The sequence below is a fragment of the Trichococcus flocculiformis genome (assembly GCF_900113645.1).
In the GTDB taxonomy this organism is placed as follows: Bacteria; Bacillota; Bacilli; order Lactobacillales; family Aerococcaceae; genus Trichococcus; species Trichococcus flocculiformis.
Map to the genome: position 1 here is coordinate 1 of NZ_FOQC01000061.1, position 14,928 is coordinate 14,928.

Below are 14,928 nucleotides of genomic sequence, written 5' to 3' on the forward strand. Positions count from 1 at the left end.
ATAATCAAGGCACCTAGTGCCATCCTTACCGGTTTGGCGATGTTGCCTCTGTCACTGCTGAACAGAGCAGCGTACTTATCTTCAATGACTGACCAGGGAATCGAATCTGCTTTTTTGACCCAACGGTTTTCTGGGTTCATCGTAAGGCCCAATGGCTGATCGAAGTCATAAATGGTTAATTGCCGATTCGTCTGTTTTTTGTACATTTTCATCGCCTCTTTGTATCATTTTTGAAAAAAGTGCACGGGTTTTTGGTATTTCCCTCTGGAATCCATGCATCTATTATACCAAAAAACAGCTAAAAACGCTGTTGCGCTAAGGTTTGTTAATTATTCAGTAGACATAAATTAAACTATGATTAAAAACATCCAACCTCAAACTATTTTCAAATTTGACTACGCAATCTTCACCGAATGATAAATCAGAATTTTCCATGCCTACATTCATTCCTCTTATCGCAAGGATTTTCCCTTTCTTCATTTACACTACATTTCTTTTAAACGAGGTGTTCATTCCAATCACAGAATTTTACAATATAGTTTTAGCCACAATTTATTAGCTAAATATTTCTAATAAAAGTTAGATTTCCTTCACCATAAAGCTTATAATGGAATTATAATATTTTTTATTTTATTGCCACAAAAAATGCTTTTCCAGGAACACAATTCGATATTTGGAGGCGTAAAGGTATGGCTAAAAAAGATTTGAATTTTAAGAATGTTGAATCACTGCAGTCAGTAGCAAATGTCATTAATGAGGCTTCAGAAGCTTTGAATGACAGTAAACGAACTATCATAGATAGTCCAATTTCTGATGCATTGGCTGGGGCAGCAGGGGCTACTATCGGAGGTGTGGGATCCTTTGCTGCTTTATATGCATTAGGCAATGGTGCAGCTGCGATGTCGCTGAGTGCGGCAGGAATTACCAGCGGTTTAGCAGTGGCGGGGTCCCTGGTCGGTGGTGGAATGGTTGCCGGCGTATTCGTACTGGCTGCGCCAATAGCGGTTTTGGCAGCCGGAGGAGTAGCACTTTCAAGTAATCACAAGAGAAATAAACTGAAAAATGAAAAAGAACGTTTATACAAAGAAGCTTTAAGAAAACATGAAGCTATCATCAAAACTAAAAACAATGAAATTCATACAAGTAAAGAACGCTCTGATTACCTGAATAGCTTGAACATCTTGCTACAGCAAGCCATTAAGGATCTGAAGGCAGATTTGACTATTTAATAGATCATTTCACACTAGCCGTATAAATCAGCGATAGGATGACCCATATGAAACAATATCAATATTCAGATTCGGAAGCAGAATTTAATAGGGTCTTAAAACATCAAAACGATTTATTGATAAATATGCCATCTCTAAGTGAATCGATTGAAACAACCTGCGATAACATCAACGATAGTGAAGCCTTATTAAAATCACTAGGGTATCAAATAAATATACCCATTAAGGAAGTAATTCCGGAAGAAAAACCAACTATCCCTCTGCCGGCCTGGGAAGATATTCTGCTTGATGCGGAGCAGGACGGGATTGGCACCTTTGACCTACAATCGCTATTTACAGAAGAAGAACTTAAAGCCAATGAAGACTATATTGAAAAACTATATTTGGATTTTAATGAGTTGCATAAATTAGATGCAATAGATTATTCCATCTGTGCCCTTGCGGGTATCATAGCGGCAACAGTCGATATCCTCCTTGTTGGTATTCCTCACAAAACAAAAGACGGCCTTAAGTCGGGACCATTATCCGACTACATAAGAAATAGTTTCGATAAAAAATTTCCTGAGGAGGAAATGAACAAGTTAGCCAACTCAAAACTAAGCAAAGTTCCTTATGATGCGCAAGACAACAGAAACACGGTGGAATATGTGGAGGGAATGTCCGCATATTACCACCGGCTCCTTTCGCTTGGACATGATCCTATCCTTGGCTTTATAGTTGGTGTTTTTGACATAATGACCGGTAAAATGACGACTATCGATAAATCCGGTAAAATTGTGAGCCAGGTTATTGAAAGTTATTCCGATCGAAAAGAAAGCGATCTCTTTGCAGCTTTATTGAAGCAACTCATTCATTTCAAATCCGACATAACGACATCAATGGGATTACCGGCGCCCATGATGGCGGTATTTAATCTTTTTCAATTCGGAAATATTGGGGATGAACATCAGACGATTGCAGAAATTGTTCAAGGTATGTACTACGAAGGTTATGATTTCATACATTTTTGTTCCACGTCGACCTCGGCCATGCTGATTGAAGTCATTGTCCGATCATCGTATTGCATTAAGCGCGTCAATGAAGGCAACACGATTCGGGAATCCATTCCCTTCTCAACCAATAGGGAAAAAAATCCTAAATTGGCTACCATGCTTTTTGTAGCTCACTCAATAGCAACAGGATGCAACACTGGAAAAGTTTATTTCACAAAAAATCCAATGGCAATCAACTACACCCAATGGATCGTTTTTTCTAAATATTTCATTTCCCAGTTGAATTGGGTAATGTATAAAAAGCCCACTTTACGAGAAAAATATGTTTCAATTTTATTGAATAACGAGTTTGACACGGTATTTGATGAAGTTGAGACATCGTGGCAGTCATTCAGTAGTGAATACACCATCACAATGAATTAAACAACAAAATCAGATTAAAAAGACTCATAAGGAGGACTACAAATTGAAATTTTGTGAAGAATGTGGCAGTCCATTGAAACCGGATTCAAAGTTCTGTGAAAACTGCGGTATGAAAATCGATGAATTACATCCCGAACCACCAATTGATAGTAAGACAGAACCTGCTATCATAGAGGAACCCTTTTATAGTAAGACAGAAACTTCTATCAAAGCAGAACCCATAGTTCAACCGAAACAACCCATTTCGGAAAGTACACTGCGTTCAACTTTAAGAGAAGAACACACCCCTGATAGCCAGAAAATTGGCGTACCTGTTTTGAACAGAAAAAAAAATACTTGGTTATATTTCATTGCATTGGTGATGATCATTGCGGGGGCGGTATATTTCTTTAATAGGAATTCAGCAGATGCTTTCAATACAGCAGCAACAGAATCTTCTTCCATCAGTTCGATCGCAGATTCAGATGAATCTTCAAGTACAGCAACCAGTACTTCTGAATCAGAATCTTCTTCCGAACAGGCTGATTCAGAGGAAGAAGTAAAAAATGAGGATGTTATCACTGCTTTCGATTCCAACCAGGTAAGATCCATAATAGAAAATGCATATTCACCAATAATGGGAACTTTTTCTGCTTATGTATCGCGAATCGGTAATGAAAATGAAGTTGTAGTCAACGAACAACCTCAACGAGCTGCCAGTACAATTAAACTTTTCATCATGTTAACAACCTATTCTAAAGCGAACGCGAACGAACTCGACTTAGACAGCATACACAGACTTTACGAAGATGAAAAGGTAGGCGGAACAGGAATTATTCAAGATATGCCTGGCGGTTCAGAATTAACCATCAGGGAACTTATCCGACTGATGATCGTTGAGAGTGACAACACTGCTGCGAATATCATGATCGATGAGTTGGGTGGATTTGAATCGATCAATCAAATGATCAGTAAAATGGGATGTTATAATACTGCTTTGAACCGTAAAATGATGGATACAAACGCCTTGGAATCCGGCATTGACAACTACACATCTGCCAAAGACCTAGGCGTCATCATGAAAAAGTTATACATGAACACTTTGATTTCTGAAGAATATGATAATGAAATGCTCAGCATTCTATCCCACAACACAGACCATTCAAAATTACCTTATCATTTACCATATGGAGCGACTGTGTTCAACAAAACAGGTACATACAGTACCTATGGTGTTGAAAATGATGTCGCAATCATCGCAAATGAGAACGGTGCGTTTGTAGTTTCTGTAATGACACAAGATGGCTCTGCTGTTGAACAAATTGATGCCATGAAGTCGTTGGGACTCAACCTGTATGAAAATATTTTGAATTAGTAAATAGGAGATGAATATAAAATGAAATTTTGCCATCATTGCGGAAATCAGTTGAGTGAGCACGCTAAATTTTGTGGAAGTTGTGGCAATGCCCTAGTCTTGCCTACTCAAGGAAATACTGAAAATATCCATCAGCCTGAAGTTGCCTACTCTTCCATATCCAAATCTGTTTTTCAGACTGCTACTGAAAAAATAAACAAATACACGGGCGAAACCGGCAGTGTTGATATCCAATTTAAAGATCTCTTTTCAGAAGTCAGTAAGCCCCATTCGAATGAAGAAGCTGAAGAAATATTTAGTATAGGAACCCGGGCAACGACCCCAAAATTGGAGGATGTCTCAGATAGCTGGGCTAAACCGTGGCTCTTTTCAAGAATATTCATGATGTTTGCTATCGGATTCGCTGGTCTCTATTATGCCGTGGTAGATCTTGAAAGTGGGTACGCGATACCGGGATTAATCTTTTTTGGAGCATTTGCAGTTCCGTTTTCTACTCTCATATTCTTTTTTGAATCCAATATGTACCAAAATATCAGTATCTACGAAACGATAAAAATTTTCTTTATTGGTGGCGTATTTTCGATTGTTATTACTTTACTACTCTATGAAATGTTCCCATTAAGTTTGGATTCTTACTACTACGGAGTGCTAACAACCTCCGATGCAATCCTCATTGGTCTAGTAGAAGAAGCCGGTAAGTTACTGCTTTTGATCTACTTTGTAAAAAAATACAATACAAAGTACATTTTGAATGGATTATTGATTGGCGCTGCAATTGGAGCTGGCTTTGCTGCTTTTGAGACTTCAGGTTATATTCTTGAAAATATGATGTACGGGGAATTCCTAGCCGTCACTTTTTTAAGGGGTATTTCTTCTATTGGCTCTCATTTGGCTTGGACCGCTATTGTTGGTGGGGCACTGGTTATGGTCAAATCGGGTGGTGATTTTACGTTCAGTCATTTGGCAAATCAGCGATTCTTATTTTTCTTTGGTTCTAGTATCGCTTTACACGCAGTATGGGATATGGAAGTACCCTTCGTATCTAATGTGTATATTAAACTAGCGATTCTAATTACGCTTGCATGGCTAGAAATTCTGACGTTAATGAACGCTGGATTAAGGGAAATCACAACCATTAAGACTACTAAGCTAAATGTTTAGTTCGTGACAAACCACCTGAAATACGCATAAACAAAAAGCACTTCCCGATTCGCTTAGCATATTGGGAAGTGCTTTTTGTTTTCTTCATTGATGGTAATTCTCTGGTATACGGTGTGCTCATCAAAGTTGGATGGTTCCTCCGGGCAGGAAACCTTCTGCCGGAGTATGAGATTCCAAAAAATCATCACCTCCGACCACTGCGGCTTCGCCGGAGTACAGTCTCCCGCAATGCGGCCTCTTCCTACCAACATTCGCTCACCGGAGGTGAGTAATGATTGGGAGCCTGTCCTCCGGCGAGCACCCGCCTCGTCGGAGGACAGCAAAACCCCAGCGAGCCTCGCTGGGGTTTACACATGTATTTTAAAACGCAACAGACTTATCAATAAACCGTTGGCTCACAAGTGTGGAAAGCACCATCACCGCGCCAGTCAGCGCGAGGACCAAGCCTGTTATTTGCAGCGAATTGAAGGCTTCCGCGCTAGCAATAAAGCTGGAATCCATCATTCCCTCGAGTACGCCCGTCTTCTGGATCAGGATCCCGACCAGGGCGAATACGCCCATGATCGCGAGCAGCAGCATGCGGGCTTTTTCGGTTCCGTATCTCAGATATAAAGGGGTGATGATGGCACCGTAGAGGCAACCGAGAAAGAATCCGACCAATGCGGTGTACAGCAATTCTTGCGCGCTCGCCCGCAACTCGGGATCGAATTGCATCATCAGGAAGATCAAGACGATGGACAGCACCACGGCAACCAGCGAAGACGCCAATATCAACAGTTGTTTTTGGATCACGTAATCCTTCTTCCGCGTCGGCAAGGTGAACAGATAGAGGAAGCCGTGGTTTTCCTGGTCATAGAAAATCGTCGAAGAGGTCGTCGTGACGAAAAAGAACGCCATCATTATAAATACCACCGGAACGGATTTGATCGTGTAGGCGTTGAACGCCGCAATCAGCATGAACATCAGCAATGTTTTCAGCTGCTTCTGCAACAGCAACAAGTCTTTTACCCAGAGGCCTCTCATAGTCGGTCACCATCCATTATCATCAGCATTATTTGGTCGATCGTCGGTTTTTCGACGATCACTTTCGGGTAATTCTCCATGTAGAACAGCCGCTGGTCCGTCAGCAAGTCGTAGCCGTAGTTGGTACGCTTCCGATACAGAAGGAAGTCGCGATCGAGCTGCCCCAGACCTTCTTCATCCACCTTCAGGACGCCGTAAGCATCGAGCAGGCGGTCGGTCTCCTCGTGCAGGAGGACTTGGCCGGCCTTCAGGTAATAGATGTCGTCGCAGAGTTTCTCTAGGTCGCTCGAGATGTGCGAGCTGATTAGGATGCTGCACTGCGGGTGGGCGACGAGGTAGTCCTGCAGCATGTCCAAAATTTCATAACGCACGCTGACATCGAGTCCGCTGGTGGGTTCGTCCAAAATCAGCAGCTGCGCCCCGTGCGACAGCGCCGTCAGCGTCTTCAGCTTGGCCTTCATCCCGGTCGAGAATTCCTTCAGTTTCTGATCTTTGGGGAGGTGGAAATCAGCACATTTGCGCAGGAAATAGCTTTCATCGAATTTTCGGTAAAAACTTTTCAACAGCCGGTTGACGTCCTTTATCGTATAGATATCGTTAAAAAAGGATTCCGCCAACACGGTGCCAATGCTTTCGCGGTCCGCCAGCGACAACTCCGCGATGTCCTGCCCATTGATTTTGGCGCCGCCCGATGCGATCGGAACCAGGCCCAACAGCGCTTTAAAAAGCGTCGTTTTGCCAGCGCCGTTTTCCCCGACGATCCCGGTGATCGTGCCCTCGTTCACCTGCAACGAACAATTCAACTCGAAACTCGGATACGTCACGACGGCGTTTTCCATTACAATCATCCCAATTCCTCCTCCAGAATCATCGCGATCAGTTCCACCAGCTCCGCTTTCGAGATGCCGGCCTGCCGCGCTTTTTTGATTACTTGTTCCAACTCTTCCTGCGTACTGTACAGCAGATTTTCCCTTTTCGCGTGCCTGTTCACGGCCAGCACAAAGCTGCCTTTGCCGTGGACGGTCGCGATGAACCCCTCCTGCTCCAGCAGATCGTAGGCCTTTTTGACGGTGAGCGCGCTGGCCTTGATCTCCTTCGCCAGCACCCTCACCGAAGGCAGAGGCTCGTTCTCCCGCAAACTTTCTTCCAATATCAACGACTTGATCTGATTCACCAGTTGCTCATAGATCGGTACCATCGAATTGTGCTGAATAATGATTTTCATCCCGAAACGACTCCCCCTCCCTTTCAACAAACAGTGTATAACAGTAGTTAACAGATGTAAAGTCGGAAAATAAAAAAACCCGCCTCGATTTGAGACGGACTGGGTATCTTGGTTAAGGGCTTCGGTAACGCCGTGCCAGCTCCTGCTAAGGGGGTGTCTGCCGGAGGAGAAGATCCATAAAAACGATTACCTCCGACCACTGCGGCACAGGAGTTCGATATTCGCAAAATGAACGTCCTCTGACAAAAATTCTTTTGCATTTTTCAAGTATAACTCCTTCGAACAAAAGCCAGCCAATTGATCATACACAGCTCTTAAAAAATCCATCAGAATTGGTTTCATCAAATCTTCATAATCAACAAATCTGTTGGAAAGTGGCTCAAATATTTAATTGGAACTCTTGACAAGGGATGCGTACGACCAAAATTTGACTAAATAAACATGTTTTAACTAAACACCTTGAATTCCTCAATCGGTGAGTACTGAAAAGTTACAAAAAGAATTTATTTTTGGGAAAAATACTAAATATCATGTACGGTAATTAAGTAAAAGCAAGTGTAAAACCCTATTCAATCTGTTATAATGATGGTACTATGCTGGAATGAGAAATCAGTTTATTTACACACCATCATGCAATTTTATAACTTAATTCACATTCCGAAAGCCTAATGAGGACATGTTTTCAATATATTTTGGGAGAGGAGTGAGAGAATGCACAATCATTCAACTTACTTTTATAGGACTATGTATACTAATGATGCGCACAAAAATTTGTTGGACTTTAAAAGAAAAGAACAATTACTTGTAGAAATATTATCCAATAAAAGCAAGTCGGATAGCGAATTAAATAACTATCTTACGGTTGTTCTAGAAAATAAAAAGGAAAACACTGTAAATTATATTGATAGAATTTTAAGAAAAAGCGATCTTGTTCAGAAAAAGAGTTCTGAAATATCTAAATTTGTAGAATTATTCACTAGAAGATTAGAGCTGGAAATAAAGGGAGCTGATCGTAAATCACTAGAAGTATCAATCAATATTTTAAACTCAACCTATAGCAGTATGAATAACAAATTAGGAGAAATTCAAAAATCTTATGAGACCAGCTTTCAAGGTAATGATGTAATCATAATGTCTGGAAATGTAGAGCTACATTTACCTCATATGGATTACAAAAAGGAGGAAACAATACGTGCAGTTAATAACCAAAGTACTATCAGTATCACTTATCGAAAATAAGTTTGATTTAAGAAAAATACCCTCACCAAATAAAGATGGTGAGCTAACCATTGGATTAGGATACTCTATAAATGGTTTAAAAATGAATGAAGAAGGCGTTTATCAAACAAATGTTTTGTTTGTCATGCTTTTGGGGGATGACGACAACAAGCATGAAGTAATTTTATCATCACTACCAGTTAATTTAGATAAAGAAAACAGTTACCTTTACTTGAATTTTAAAGTAACATTTGAAGCACGTGATTCGATTAATAGCTATATTACAGAAGATACGCCAATAAATATTGAGGATAAATTTAGTGATGAGTTATTTATTATTCTCGAGCCGTTTTTCAGAGAATCTATAACTAACTTGTTTTCTAAGGCTGAATTTCCACTTCCACCAATCCCTTATCATTTTTGGAGAAAAAGTTAATGCTCGCAGATATTCGGAATTTTAGATTTTATTCTAAATATAAACAAAGCGCAGGAGTTCATGAAAACAATTTCTTAAATTCTTTACAAAATATAATTAATAAAGATAGAGGTTGCTTTGAACTTGCAAATCACTTTTTCTATTTGAATGTCGATAATCGACAGCCTATTAAAGATGCTAAAGATAGTTTAGAATTGGAAAAAAAAATTATTGAACTCGATTTTCCAATTAATAAAGATGTAGCGGCGACTCTAATAAATAAATTGCTCGAATTATACTCGATAACTTATAACGAATTTAATGATATTAGAGTAAAATACATAGAATTAATCGTATTAAGGTGGAGAGCTCTACCTGGAAGGTTCTCTAAAGTATTTAGTGAGCCCGTTATTTATTATAAAAGACGGAAGTGTTTTGATAAAGCTGATTATGCAAACAGTTTATGTGATATTGTTCATGTCAATCACAAAGATAAAACTTTTGAAATGTTCGAATGTAAAACAACTATGAAGGCTTTTAACGTTGATTTGAACACCGACGAAAGACTCTTAAAAGAGAAAAAAAACACAAAAAAAAGAAAAACCGTATTACGTTCAAAACGAAAGCAGAATTATATGAGTGCTTTTTATGATTTTATCATGAAAAAATCTAATGTCGCCCACAGTACATTCGCATATGTCACTCTAGCCCCTGCCCAAGATTTACCGTCACTTACAATTGGTAATATTTCTATTCTAACAAGAGAGAATCTTAATGAAATATTCAAAGAAACATTTTGACATTTATCTTAGATTATTCAACTTTAGAATTCTGCAAGCTTCTTCTGTATTTCTCTGAAATATTTTTTTATAAAGTATTAATTGTCTTCAATATAGAGAATCCATTCTTCTCTTAAAATACAAATCCCCTGATGATATTCGCCTCATCGGGGGATTTGTATTTCATTATTCAATTCCGCCACCTCATTGCATCGATATGCGCTTGTTTCGTCGCGGCATCCGCGAGGGCGTATTTGCTCAGATCGCTGTGAATTTGGTTGATTTCCCAAATGCTGAGTACTTCCGGAAAGTATATCATATCATCCGCGACCTCTCTAAACAGCACATTCCGATTCATGACCTTCACTTCCGGGGAATGGACAAACATTTTCTTCAATTCACATCGTTCACTGAAGACGATGTAAGAGCGGAAAACATCATTGCCCAGTCTCAGGTGCTTCTGTAATGCGCTGATGTGCTTCTTGTTTTGCCAAATGGGGTTATAAAATCGAAACTTTTTCCCGCCTTTGAGTGATTGAGTCCAGAATTTTGTATTCTCGTCCCCAAAAATCCAGCCGCTATAATTCTTCGATTCGAACACATAGATGCCAGTTGCCGTGATCATGATCAGGTCGATTTCGGTGGTGGTGCCGTCTTCCTTGGGCACATAGACATTCGTCAACAATTTGTGCTCCTCGCCGAAACGTTCCAAACAGGAATAAATCAAAAATTCCCCATTGCATCCAGGATCCAGCAGCGTTTCAAATAAACTGTGTCCGCTCGCCTCTTTATAGCCTGAGGTTTTGAAGCGATCTTGGTTAGGTGGAATTCTGACCAACAAGGCCAAGAGTAAAAATACTAACAGAAATTCCATAGGGTTCGGCTCCTTTACAGAAGAATGAACTGCTTTTGCATAATGCATATATGATAGAACATCTATTCGGTCATATTGATCTGTGCTAATTCGACTGTTCTATGCCCAGCCCGGCCTGGCTGGTAGAAGGAAATAGGATTCTCTGATGGGATTGCCTTGACTGATTCTCACCTCCGATGAGGAATATGCTTGTCGAAGGTGAGATAGTATAAATGTTGCCAACTCCGACGAAGGGTTTCTCGTCGGAGTTGGTGTAACTGGATGTATGTTCTTCTCCGGTCAGAGCAGCCCCGTCGGAGGTGGGCACACCTTAGGCGTTATAACTCGCGGATGATATCCCCCATCGCATTATGGTATGCATCCAGATTCTCTCTAACGATGTTTTCAGCGATCAACTCATTAATCGCTTGCATATCGATGCGTGCTAGATTGGATTCCTTGATCGAAACTGCAACGCCCCGCCGCTTCAGTTCTTCTATGTTTTCGGTATCTTCCAGGACGCCTTCCCTTTCGATCAGCACGAGGTTCCTTTTGGAAAGCAGTGCCTCTGATATGGTGCCCCAGCCGGCTTTGGCGATGATGGTGTCGCTAGCGGCGAGGTAGTTATGGGTGTCAAAGGTTTCGACAGGGAGATGGACGACGGTGGCATTGGCGGTAGCGGTGATGTTGATACCGCTGGTGGCGAAAATGGTGCCTTCGTAGTTGTCGACCTGGATGGTGTCCAAGTTTGCGGATTTGCCGCAGGTTATGAAGATGCTTGGGCCGTATTGTTTTTTGATGGCGGCGATGCGGTCGGAATCAAAGCGGCGGCAGATGAAACCGACTTGTTTTCTTGGGACATCCAGATCGTGGGTCGGTAGCATCAGGTCGTACTCGATCAGGAGGTCGAGTTTGGCGTAGACTTCCCTGAAGCGGGCGATAAGGGTTTCGGAAAGTCCGAGGTGCTCGTACTGTTCGCACCAAGTGAAGTTGGCGATGCCGATGTTGCGCACACCTAATCGTTCTCCCACTTGAATGCCGATGACGCTGATGTCACTGATGACGCAGGCGACGGGCAAATCGCTCAAAAATGCGACTTCCTCGGCTACAGCCATGTCCCAGCCGGCCATGAAGTCGTTCAGCTCCTGCTTGAGCTGCGGTATGTCGACCTGCAGGCTGTTCTGCTTGTTGACCAGGCCGACTTCGGTGCAGAGGTCCTTGAAGACGATTCGGTCGCCGAAACGCTTCAGATAAAACCGGGCGAAGCTGTTTTGATAGGTGCCGCTCGCGAGATAAATCAGATGATCGGTCGTCTCCAAAAATTCCTCGATGGTTGCCAGGCAACGGGTCATGTGCCCGAAACCATGGGATGATACGTAAAATGCAAGCCATTGGTTGTGCATGGTATACCTCCTTTTTGTTTATGTTCTTTTATTGGATGGTCGTGCTGCTCCGATGAGGAAGACCTTCGCTGGAGTCCAGCTACATCAAGATAGCTCTCCTCCGGCTAACATTTGTTCCCAGGAGTTGAGCAATCCGGCATTGTTTTTTTCTCCGGCGAGCGGAGCGCTCGTCGGAGCTGACACTCTCGGATATTCTTTCGTATCCATTATACTAGAAAAAGCCACCAGAAGAGCATCCATCTTCTAGTGGCTTTCAGGTACCAACATTATTTGAAAAAATCATTTTCCAGACTGTAGCGGTTCCCGGTCAATACATCATATTGGATTTGATCATAGTCCAACAAAATTTCACGCGCTTCTTCAGACAGGTCTTCTCTGGATGATACATACACCCCTGTTTCTGCATTCAAATACATGGATTTTTCAAATGCTGGGACTTCTGACTGAAGTGTTTCCAGCAACGCATCGAAAGGGGACAATCTGGTCTGGGTCATTTCCAGCACTTCCGTGTAGAAATAGATTGGGCTTATGGTACCCAAGTCTTTATAATTACTCTCATAGTTGCTGAAGATGCGCAAAGGTGTTTTATGCATATCTGGAACTGTGTTGGCCTCATAGACCTTTCCACCGAAGACACTCGATAAATGATCGCCCCAGAATACGACAACGGTCGGTTCATCCAGTTCGGCCAATTGTGATGCAAATAATTCCAGTGCTTGGTCCGAATAGATAAGATCCTGAAGGTAATTACGGGCATCGGGATCTTTTATGCCGGACTCTTCATACGTAGGGATATCCGTATACTTATCCGTATACGGAGCATGATTCTGCATCGTAACGAGATGGATAAAATCTTTCTCTGGCGTCTCGTTCAGCTTTTGGAAGGCTTGTTCGTAAGCTGCTTTGTCGGAGATATAAGGATTCGTGTCGATCCTTTCCGTAAAACTCATTGTGGTGTCGTAAATGAACGCATCGAAGCCAAGAACATTATAATTTTCCTTCCGCTTGTACATCGTCGTGTTGAAGGGATGAATAGCCGTCGTAGCATAACCAGCATCCTTCAAACGCGAAACGACTGACGGAAAGCGTTCAATTGTAGACAGAAACTGCGTGTATGTGGAGGTAATATTCGCAGAAAAAGGCTCCATCGAAAAACCGGTCAAAGCTTCAAATTCTATATTGGCTGTCCCGCCGCCATAACCTGGCGAAAGTATCTCCCCATTATAGGAGTTGTCCGCCAAAGCTCTGATAAAAGGAATCGGATCAACTTTCAGGTTAATCCCCTCTAATTCAGTAGGGTCCGAAAAACTTTCATTCATCACAAAAATGACATTTACATCCGGTTCTGTTTTGTCCCTATCCTCATTGATTTCATCTGCAATGGCTTGGTATTTTTCATGAAGATCAGTGATTTTTTTTGCCGAATAATCTATCGGCTCTTCCATCGGATCTGATGGCAGATTATACAGAAACCCTGCGACAAAACCATTCACATAATAATTATCCAATTGGCTCCAATGTATCCAAGCACTTTTCTGTTCATAGGCTCTTTTCAACAAATTACCTTGTTGTTGAAATTGCCCAATGTAAAGCAACCCTAAAGATGTAATCAGTAGGATGGCTAAGCGATTTTTTTTCGGCAACTTAGGGGTTTGTTTTTTTATGTTCCTATGGATCACAAAATAAAAAAAGACTCCGCAAAATAAAACAAAAGCAAGCGCTGTTGCCACGGTCTGTCCAGACACCATCTCAAGTAAAGATTTACTTGCGGTAATCATTTTCAAATCGCTTGGATACAGCGGCTCGGTGCGCTGTCGCGTTTTTTCGAGGTTGACAACCCCCATTATGCCTCCAACAAAGATTAGCAGCAAATTTGTCAACGTGACATCTCCCAACAGAGCCCACAACCATGAGCCCAGAAGCAGCAGAACACCTGTACTCAAAATCAGCGTACCGCGAGTAGGAATCACGCCTCTATTATTGATTACAGAAAGCGTAGTGTCTAAAGTATATTGCAAATACATTTGAATAATAATTACGGTGAAAATTAGACTTACAAATTGCAGAAGAAACCTTCTTTTTCTGCCCTTACGTTTTTTATAATGTATTCTTTTTTCCAACTATGTTTCACTCTTTCTTTAATCATTCAATTACAAAAAGTAATTATACCATAGGTGGGTATTCTTATGAATAGTAAATTGCATCCTGCATTCCCGAATTGTGTAACGATAATCACTCGAAAAACCGCTGTAACGCTTGATATATAGCGGTTTTTTTGTAGACTTATAATTCATTATATAATATAATGTATAACGAGGAGTGTTGATATGGCAGTTATTTTTCAGACAAACAAGAAAACGGGCATTACCTATGCCTATCAGAATGAACCCTACTGGGATAAGGAAAAGCAACAATCACGCGCTAAGAGGACACTGATTGGAAAAGTCGATCCGGTTACAGGTGAAATCATCCCAACACGTTCGTACAAAAAGAAACCGGCCCCGGCATCATCGGAAGTTAAGCCAGGGCCGATCCCAATGACACAAGTCCGAAGAATCTTCTATGGGGCAGGTTATCTGCTCGATCAAATTGGCAAACAGACAGGCGTATACGCGGACCTAAAGGCCATCTTCCCGGAGCATTATAAGCAAATTCTGTCGATCGCCTATTACTTGATTCTCGAAGAGAATAACGCCTTGAGTCGTTTTTCCCATTGGCAAAAACTGCATCATCACCCGTATTGCCAGGATATTCCTTCACAACGAAGCAGCGACCTATTCCAAGCAATCGATGAGGAAGGCCGGATGGCCTTCTTTCAGAAACAAGGCAACCGCCGGATGGAAAAGGAGTATT

At 41.6% G+C, this 14,928-nt stretch carries 13 protein-coding genes and 2 pseudogenes; 8 read left to right on the forward strand and 7 right to left on the reverse strand.

Going from position 1 to position 14,928, the window contains the following annotated elements:
- A pseudogene (locus tag BMZ71_RS13045) lies at positions 1-206 on the reverse strand (IS5/IS1182 family transposase); the annotation flags it as partial.
- Positions 207-689: 483 nt separating this feature from the next.
- Here BMZ71_RS13045 and BMZ71_RS13050 point away from each other — a divergent pair.
- Genes BMZ71_RS13050 through BMZ71_RS13065 form a run of 4 tightly spaced genes read left to right on the forward strand, consistent with a single transcriptional unit; the run spans position 690 to position 5,159 of the window.
- Positions 690-1,229 (forward strand): hypothetical protein, encoded by a 540-nt coding sequence (locus BMZ71_RS13050; RefSeq protein WP_086989207.1) that lies wholly within the window; start codon positions 690-692, stop codon positions 1,227-1,229.
- A 47-nt stretch (positions 1,230-1,276) separates the two neighbouring features.
- Positions 1,277-2,644: a hypothetical protein gene (locus tag BMZ71_RS13055; RefSeq protein ID WP_086989206.1), complete on the forward strand. Its 1,368-nt coding sequence runs from the start codon at positions 1,277-1,279 to the stop codon at positions 2,642-2,644.
- Positions 2,645-2,687: 43 nt separating this feature from the next.
- Positions 2,688-3,998, forward strand: a complete 1,311-nt coding sequence (locus tag BMZ71_RS13060; protein ID WP_086989205.1) for a serine hydrolase — start codon at positions 2,688-2,690, stop codon at positions 3,996-3,998.
- Positions 3,999-4,019: 21 nt separating this feature from the next.
- Complete coding sequence (locus tag BMZ71_RS13065; RefSeq protein WP_086989204.1) at positions 4,020-5,159, forward strand: PrsW family glutamic-type intramembrane protease; 1,140 nt, start codon at positions 4,020-4,022, stop codon at positions 5,157-5,159.
- Positions 5,160-5,519: 360 nt separating this feature from the next.
- Here BMZ71_RS13065 and BMZ71_RS13070 read toward each other — a convergent pair whose 3' ends face one another.
- The 3 genes from BMZ71_RS13070 to BMZ71_RS13080 are packed head-to-tail and all read right to left on the reverse strand — an operon-like array spanning position 5,520 to position 7,407.
- Positions 5,520-6,182 (reverse strand): ABC-2 transporter permease, encoded by a 663-nt coding sequence (locus tag BMZ71_RS13070; protein ID WP_086989203.1) that lies wholly within the window; start codon positions 6,180-6,182, stop codon positions 5,520-5,522.
- Entirely contained in the window at positions 6,179-7,030 is an 852-nt protein-coding gene (locus BMZ71_RS13075; RefSeq protein ID WP_086989202.1) for an ATP-binding cassette domain-containing protein, read from the reverse strand. The genes BMZ71_RS13070 and BMZ71_RS13075 overlap by 4 nt, the downstream gene beginning before the upstream one ends.
- The gene (locus BMZ71_RS13080; RefSeq protein ID WP_086989201.1) at positions 7,027-7,407 is read right to left on the reverse strand and encodes a GntR family transcriptional regulator; all 381 of its coding nucleotides are present in this window, start codon (positions 7,405-7,407) and stop codon (positions 7,027-7,029) included. Before BMZ71_RS13080 ends, BMZ71_RS13075 begins: the two co-directional genes overlap by 4 nt.
- A 711-nt stretch (positions 7,408-8,118) precedes the next feature.
- On the opposite strand from BMZ71_RS13080, the gene BMZ71_RS13085 reads away from it, so the two are divergent.
- From BMZ71_RS13085 to BMZ71_RS13095, 3 genes are read left to right on the forward strand one after another with little or no spacing between them, the layout of a single operon-like run.
- A complete protein-coding gene (locus BMZ71_RS13085) occupies positions 8,119-8,646 on the forward strand; it encodes a hypothetical protein (protein ID WP_086989200.1) in 528 nt (175 codons plus the stop codon).
- A complete protein-coding gene (locus tag BMZ71_RS13090) occupies positions 8,600-9,061 on the forward strand; it encodes a hypothetical protein (protein WP_086989199.1) in 462 nt (153 codons plus the stop codon). Before BMZ71_RS13085 ends, BMZ71_RS13090 begins: the two co-directional genes overlap by 47 nt.
- Positions 9,061-9,840 carry a hypothetical protein gene (locus tag BMZ71_RS13095; RefSeq protein ID WP_086989198.1) on the forward strand — a complete coding sequence of 260 codons (780 nt, stop codon included), beginning with the start codon at positions 9,061-9,063 and terminating at the stop codon, positions 9,838-9,840. Before BMZ71_RS13090 ends, BMZ71_RS13095 begins: the two co-directional genes overlap by 1 nt.
- A 169-nt stretch (positions 9,841-10,009) precedes the next feature.
- Here the strand turns inward: BMZ71_RS13095 and BMZ71_RS13100 are convergent, their stop codons facing one another.
- The 3 genes from BMZ71_RS13100 to BMZ71_RS13110 all read right to left on the reverse strand — a co-directional run bounded on the left by BMZ71_RS13100 (position 10,010) and on the right by BMZ71_RS13110 (position 13,631).
- Positions 10,010-10,693 (reverse strand): nuclease-related domain-containing protein, encoded by a 684-nt coding sequence (locus BMZ71_RS13100; RefSeq protein WP_218142830.1) that lies wholly within the window; start codon positions 10,691-10,693, stop codon positions 10,010-10,012.
- Between the two features lie 317 nt (positions 10,694-11,010).
- Positions 11,011-12,075 (reverse strand): glycosyltransferase family protein, encoded by a 1,065-nt coding sequence (locus BMZ71_RS13105; RefSeq protein ID WP_086989196.1) that lies wholly within the window; start codon positions 12,073-12,075, stop codon positions 11,011-11,013.
- A gap of 266 nt (positions 12,076-12,341) precedes the next feature.
- Positions 12,342-13,631 (reverse strand): LTA synthase family protein, encoded by a 1,290-nt coding sequence (locus BMZ71_RS13110; RefSeq protein WP_177187630.1) that lies wholly within the window; start codon positions 13,629-13,631, stop codon positions 12,342-12,344.
- 771 nt (positions 13,632-14,402) lie between these two features.
- Between BMZ71_RS13110 and BMZ71_RS13115 the strand changes: the two are divergent.
- A pseudogene (locus BMZ71_RS13115) lies at positions 14,403-14,928 on the forward strand (IS1634 family transposase); the annotation flags it as partial.

Bases quoted from the DNA above. Each gene is read 5' to 3' on its own strand.
- BMZ71_RS13050 (WP_086989207.1), top strand. From the start codon at position 690: ATGGCTAAAAAAGATTTGAATTTTAAGAATGTTGAATCACTGCAGTCA.
- BMZ71_RS13055 (WP_086989206.1), top strand. From the start codon at position 1,277: ATGAAACAATATCAATATTCAGATTCGGAAGCAGAATTTAATAGGGTC.
- BMZ71_RS13065 (WP_086989204.1), top strand. From the start codon at position 4,020: ATGAAATTTTGCCATCATTGCGGAAATCAGTTGAGTGAGCACGCTAAA.
- BMZ71_RS13070 (WP_086989203.1), bottom strand. From the start codon at position 6,182: ATGAGAGGCCTCTGGGTAAAAGACTTGTTGCTGTTGCAGAAGCAGCTG.
- BMZ71_RS13075 (WP_086989202.1), bottom strand. From the start codon at position 7,030: ATGATTGTAATGGAAAACGCCGTCGTGACGTATCCGAGTTTCGAGTTG.
- BMZ71_RS13080 (WP_086989201.1), bottom strand. From the start codon at position 7,407: ATGAAAATCATTATTCAGCACAATTCGATGGTACCGATCTATGAGCAA.
- BMZ71_RS13085 (WP_086989200.1), top strand. From the start codon at position 8,119: ATGCACAATCATTCAACTTACTTTTATAGGACTATGTATACTAATGAT.
- BMZ71_RS13095 (WP_086989198.1), top strand. From the start codon at position 9,061: ATGCTCGCAGATATTCGGAATTTTAGATTTTATTCTAAATATAAACAA.
- BMZ71_RS13100 (WP_218142830.1), bottom strand. From the start codon at position 10,693: ATGGAATTTCTGTTAGTATTTTTACTCTTGGCCTTGTTGGTCAGAATT.
- BMZ71_RS13105 (WP_086989196.1), bottom strand. From the start codon at position 12,075: ATGCACAACCAATGGCTTGCATTTTACGTATCATCCCATGGTTTCGGG.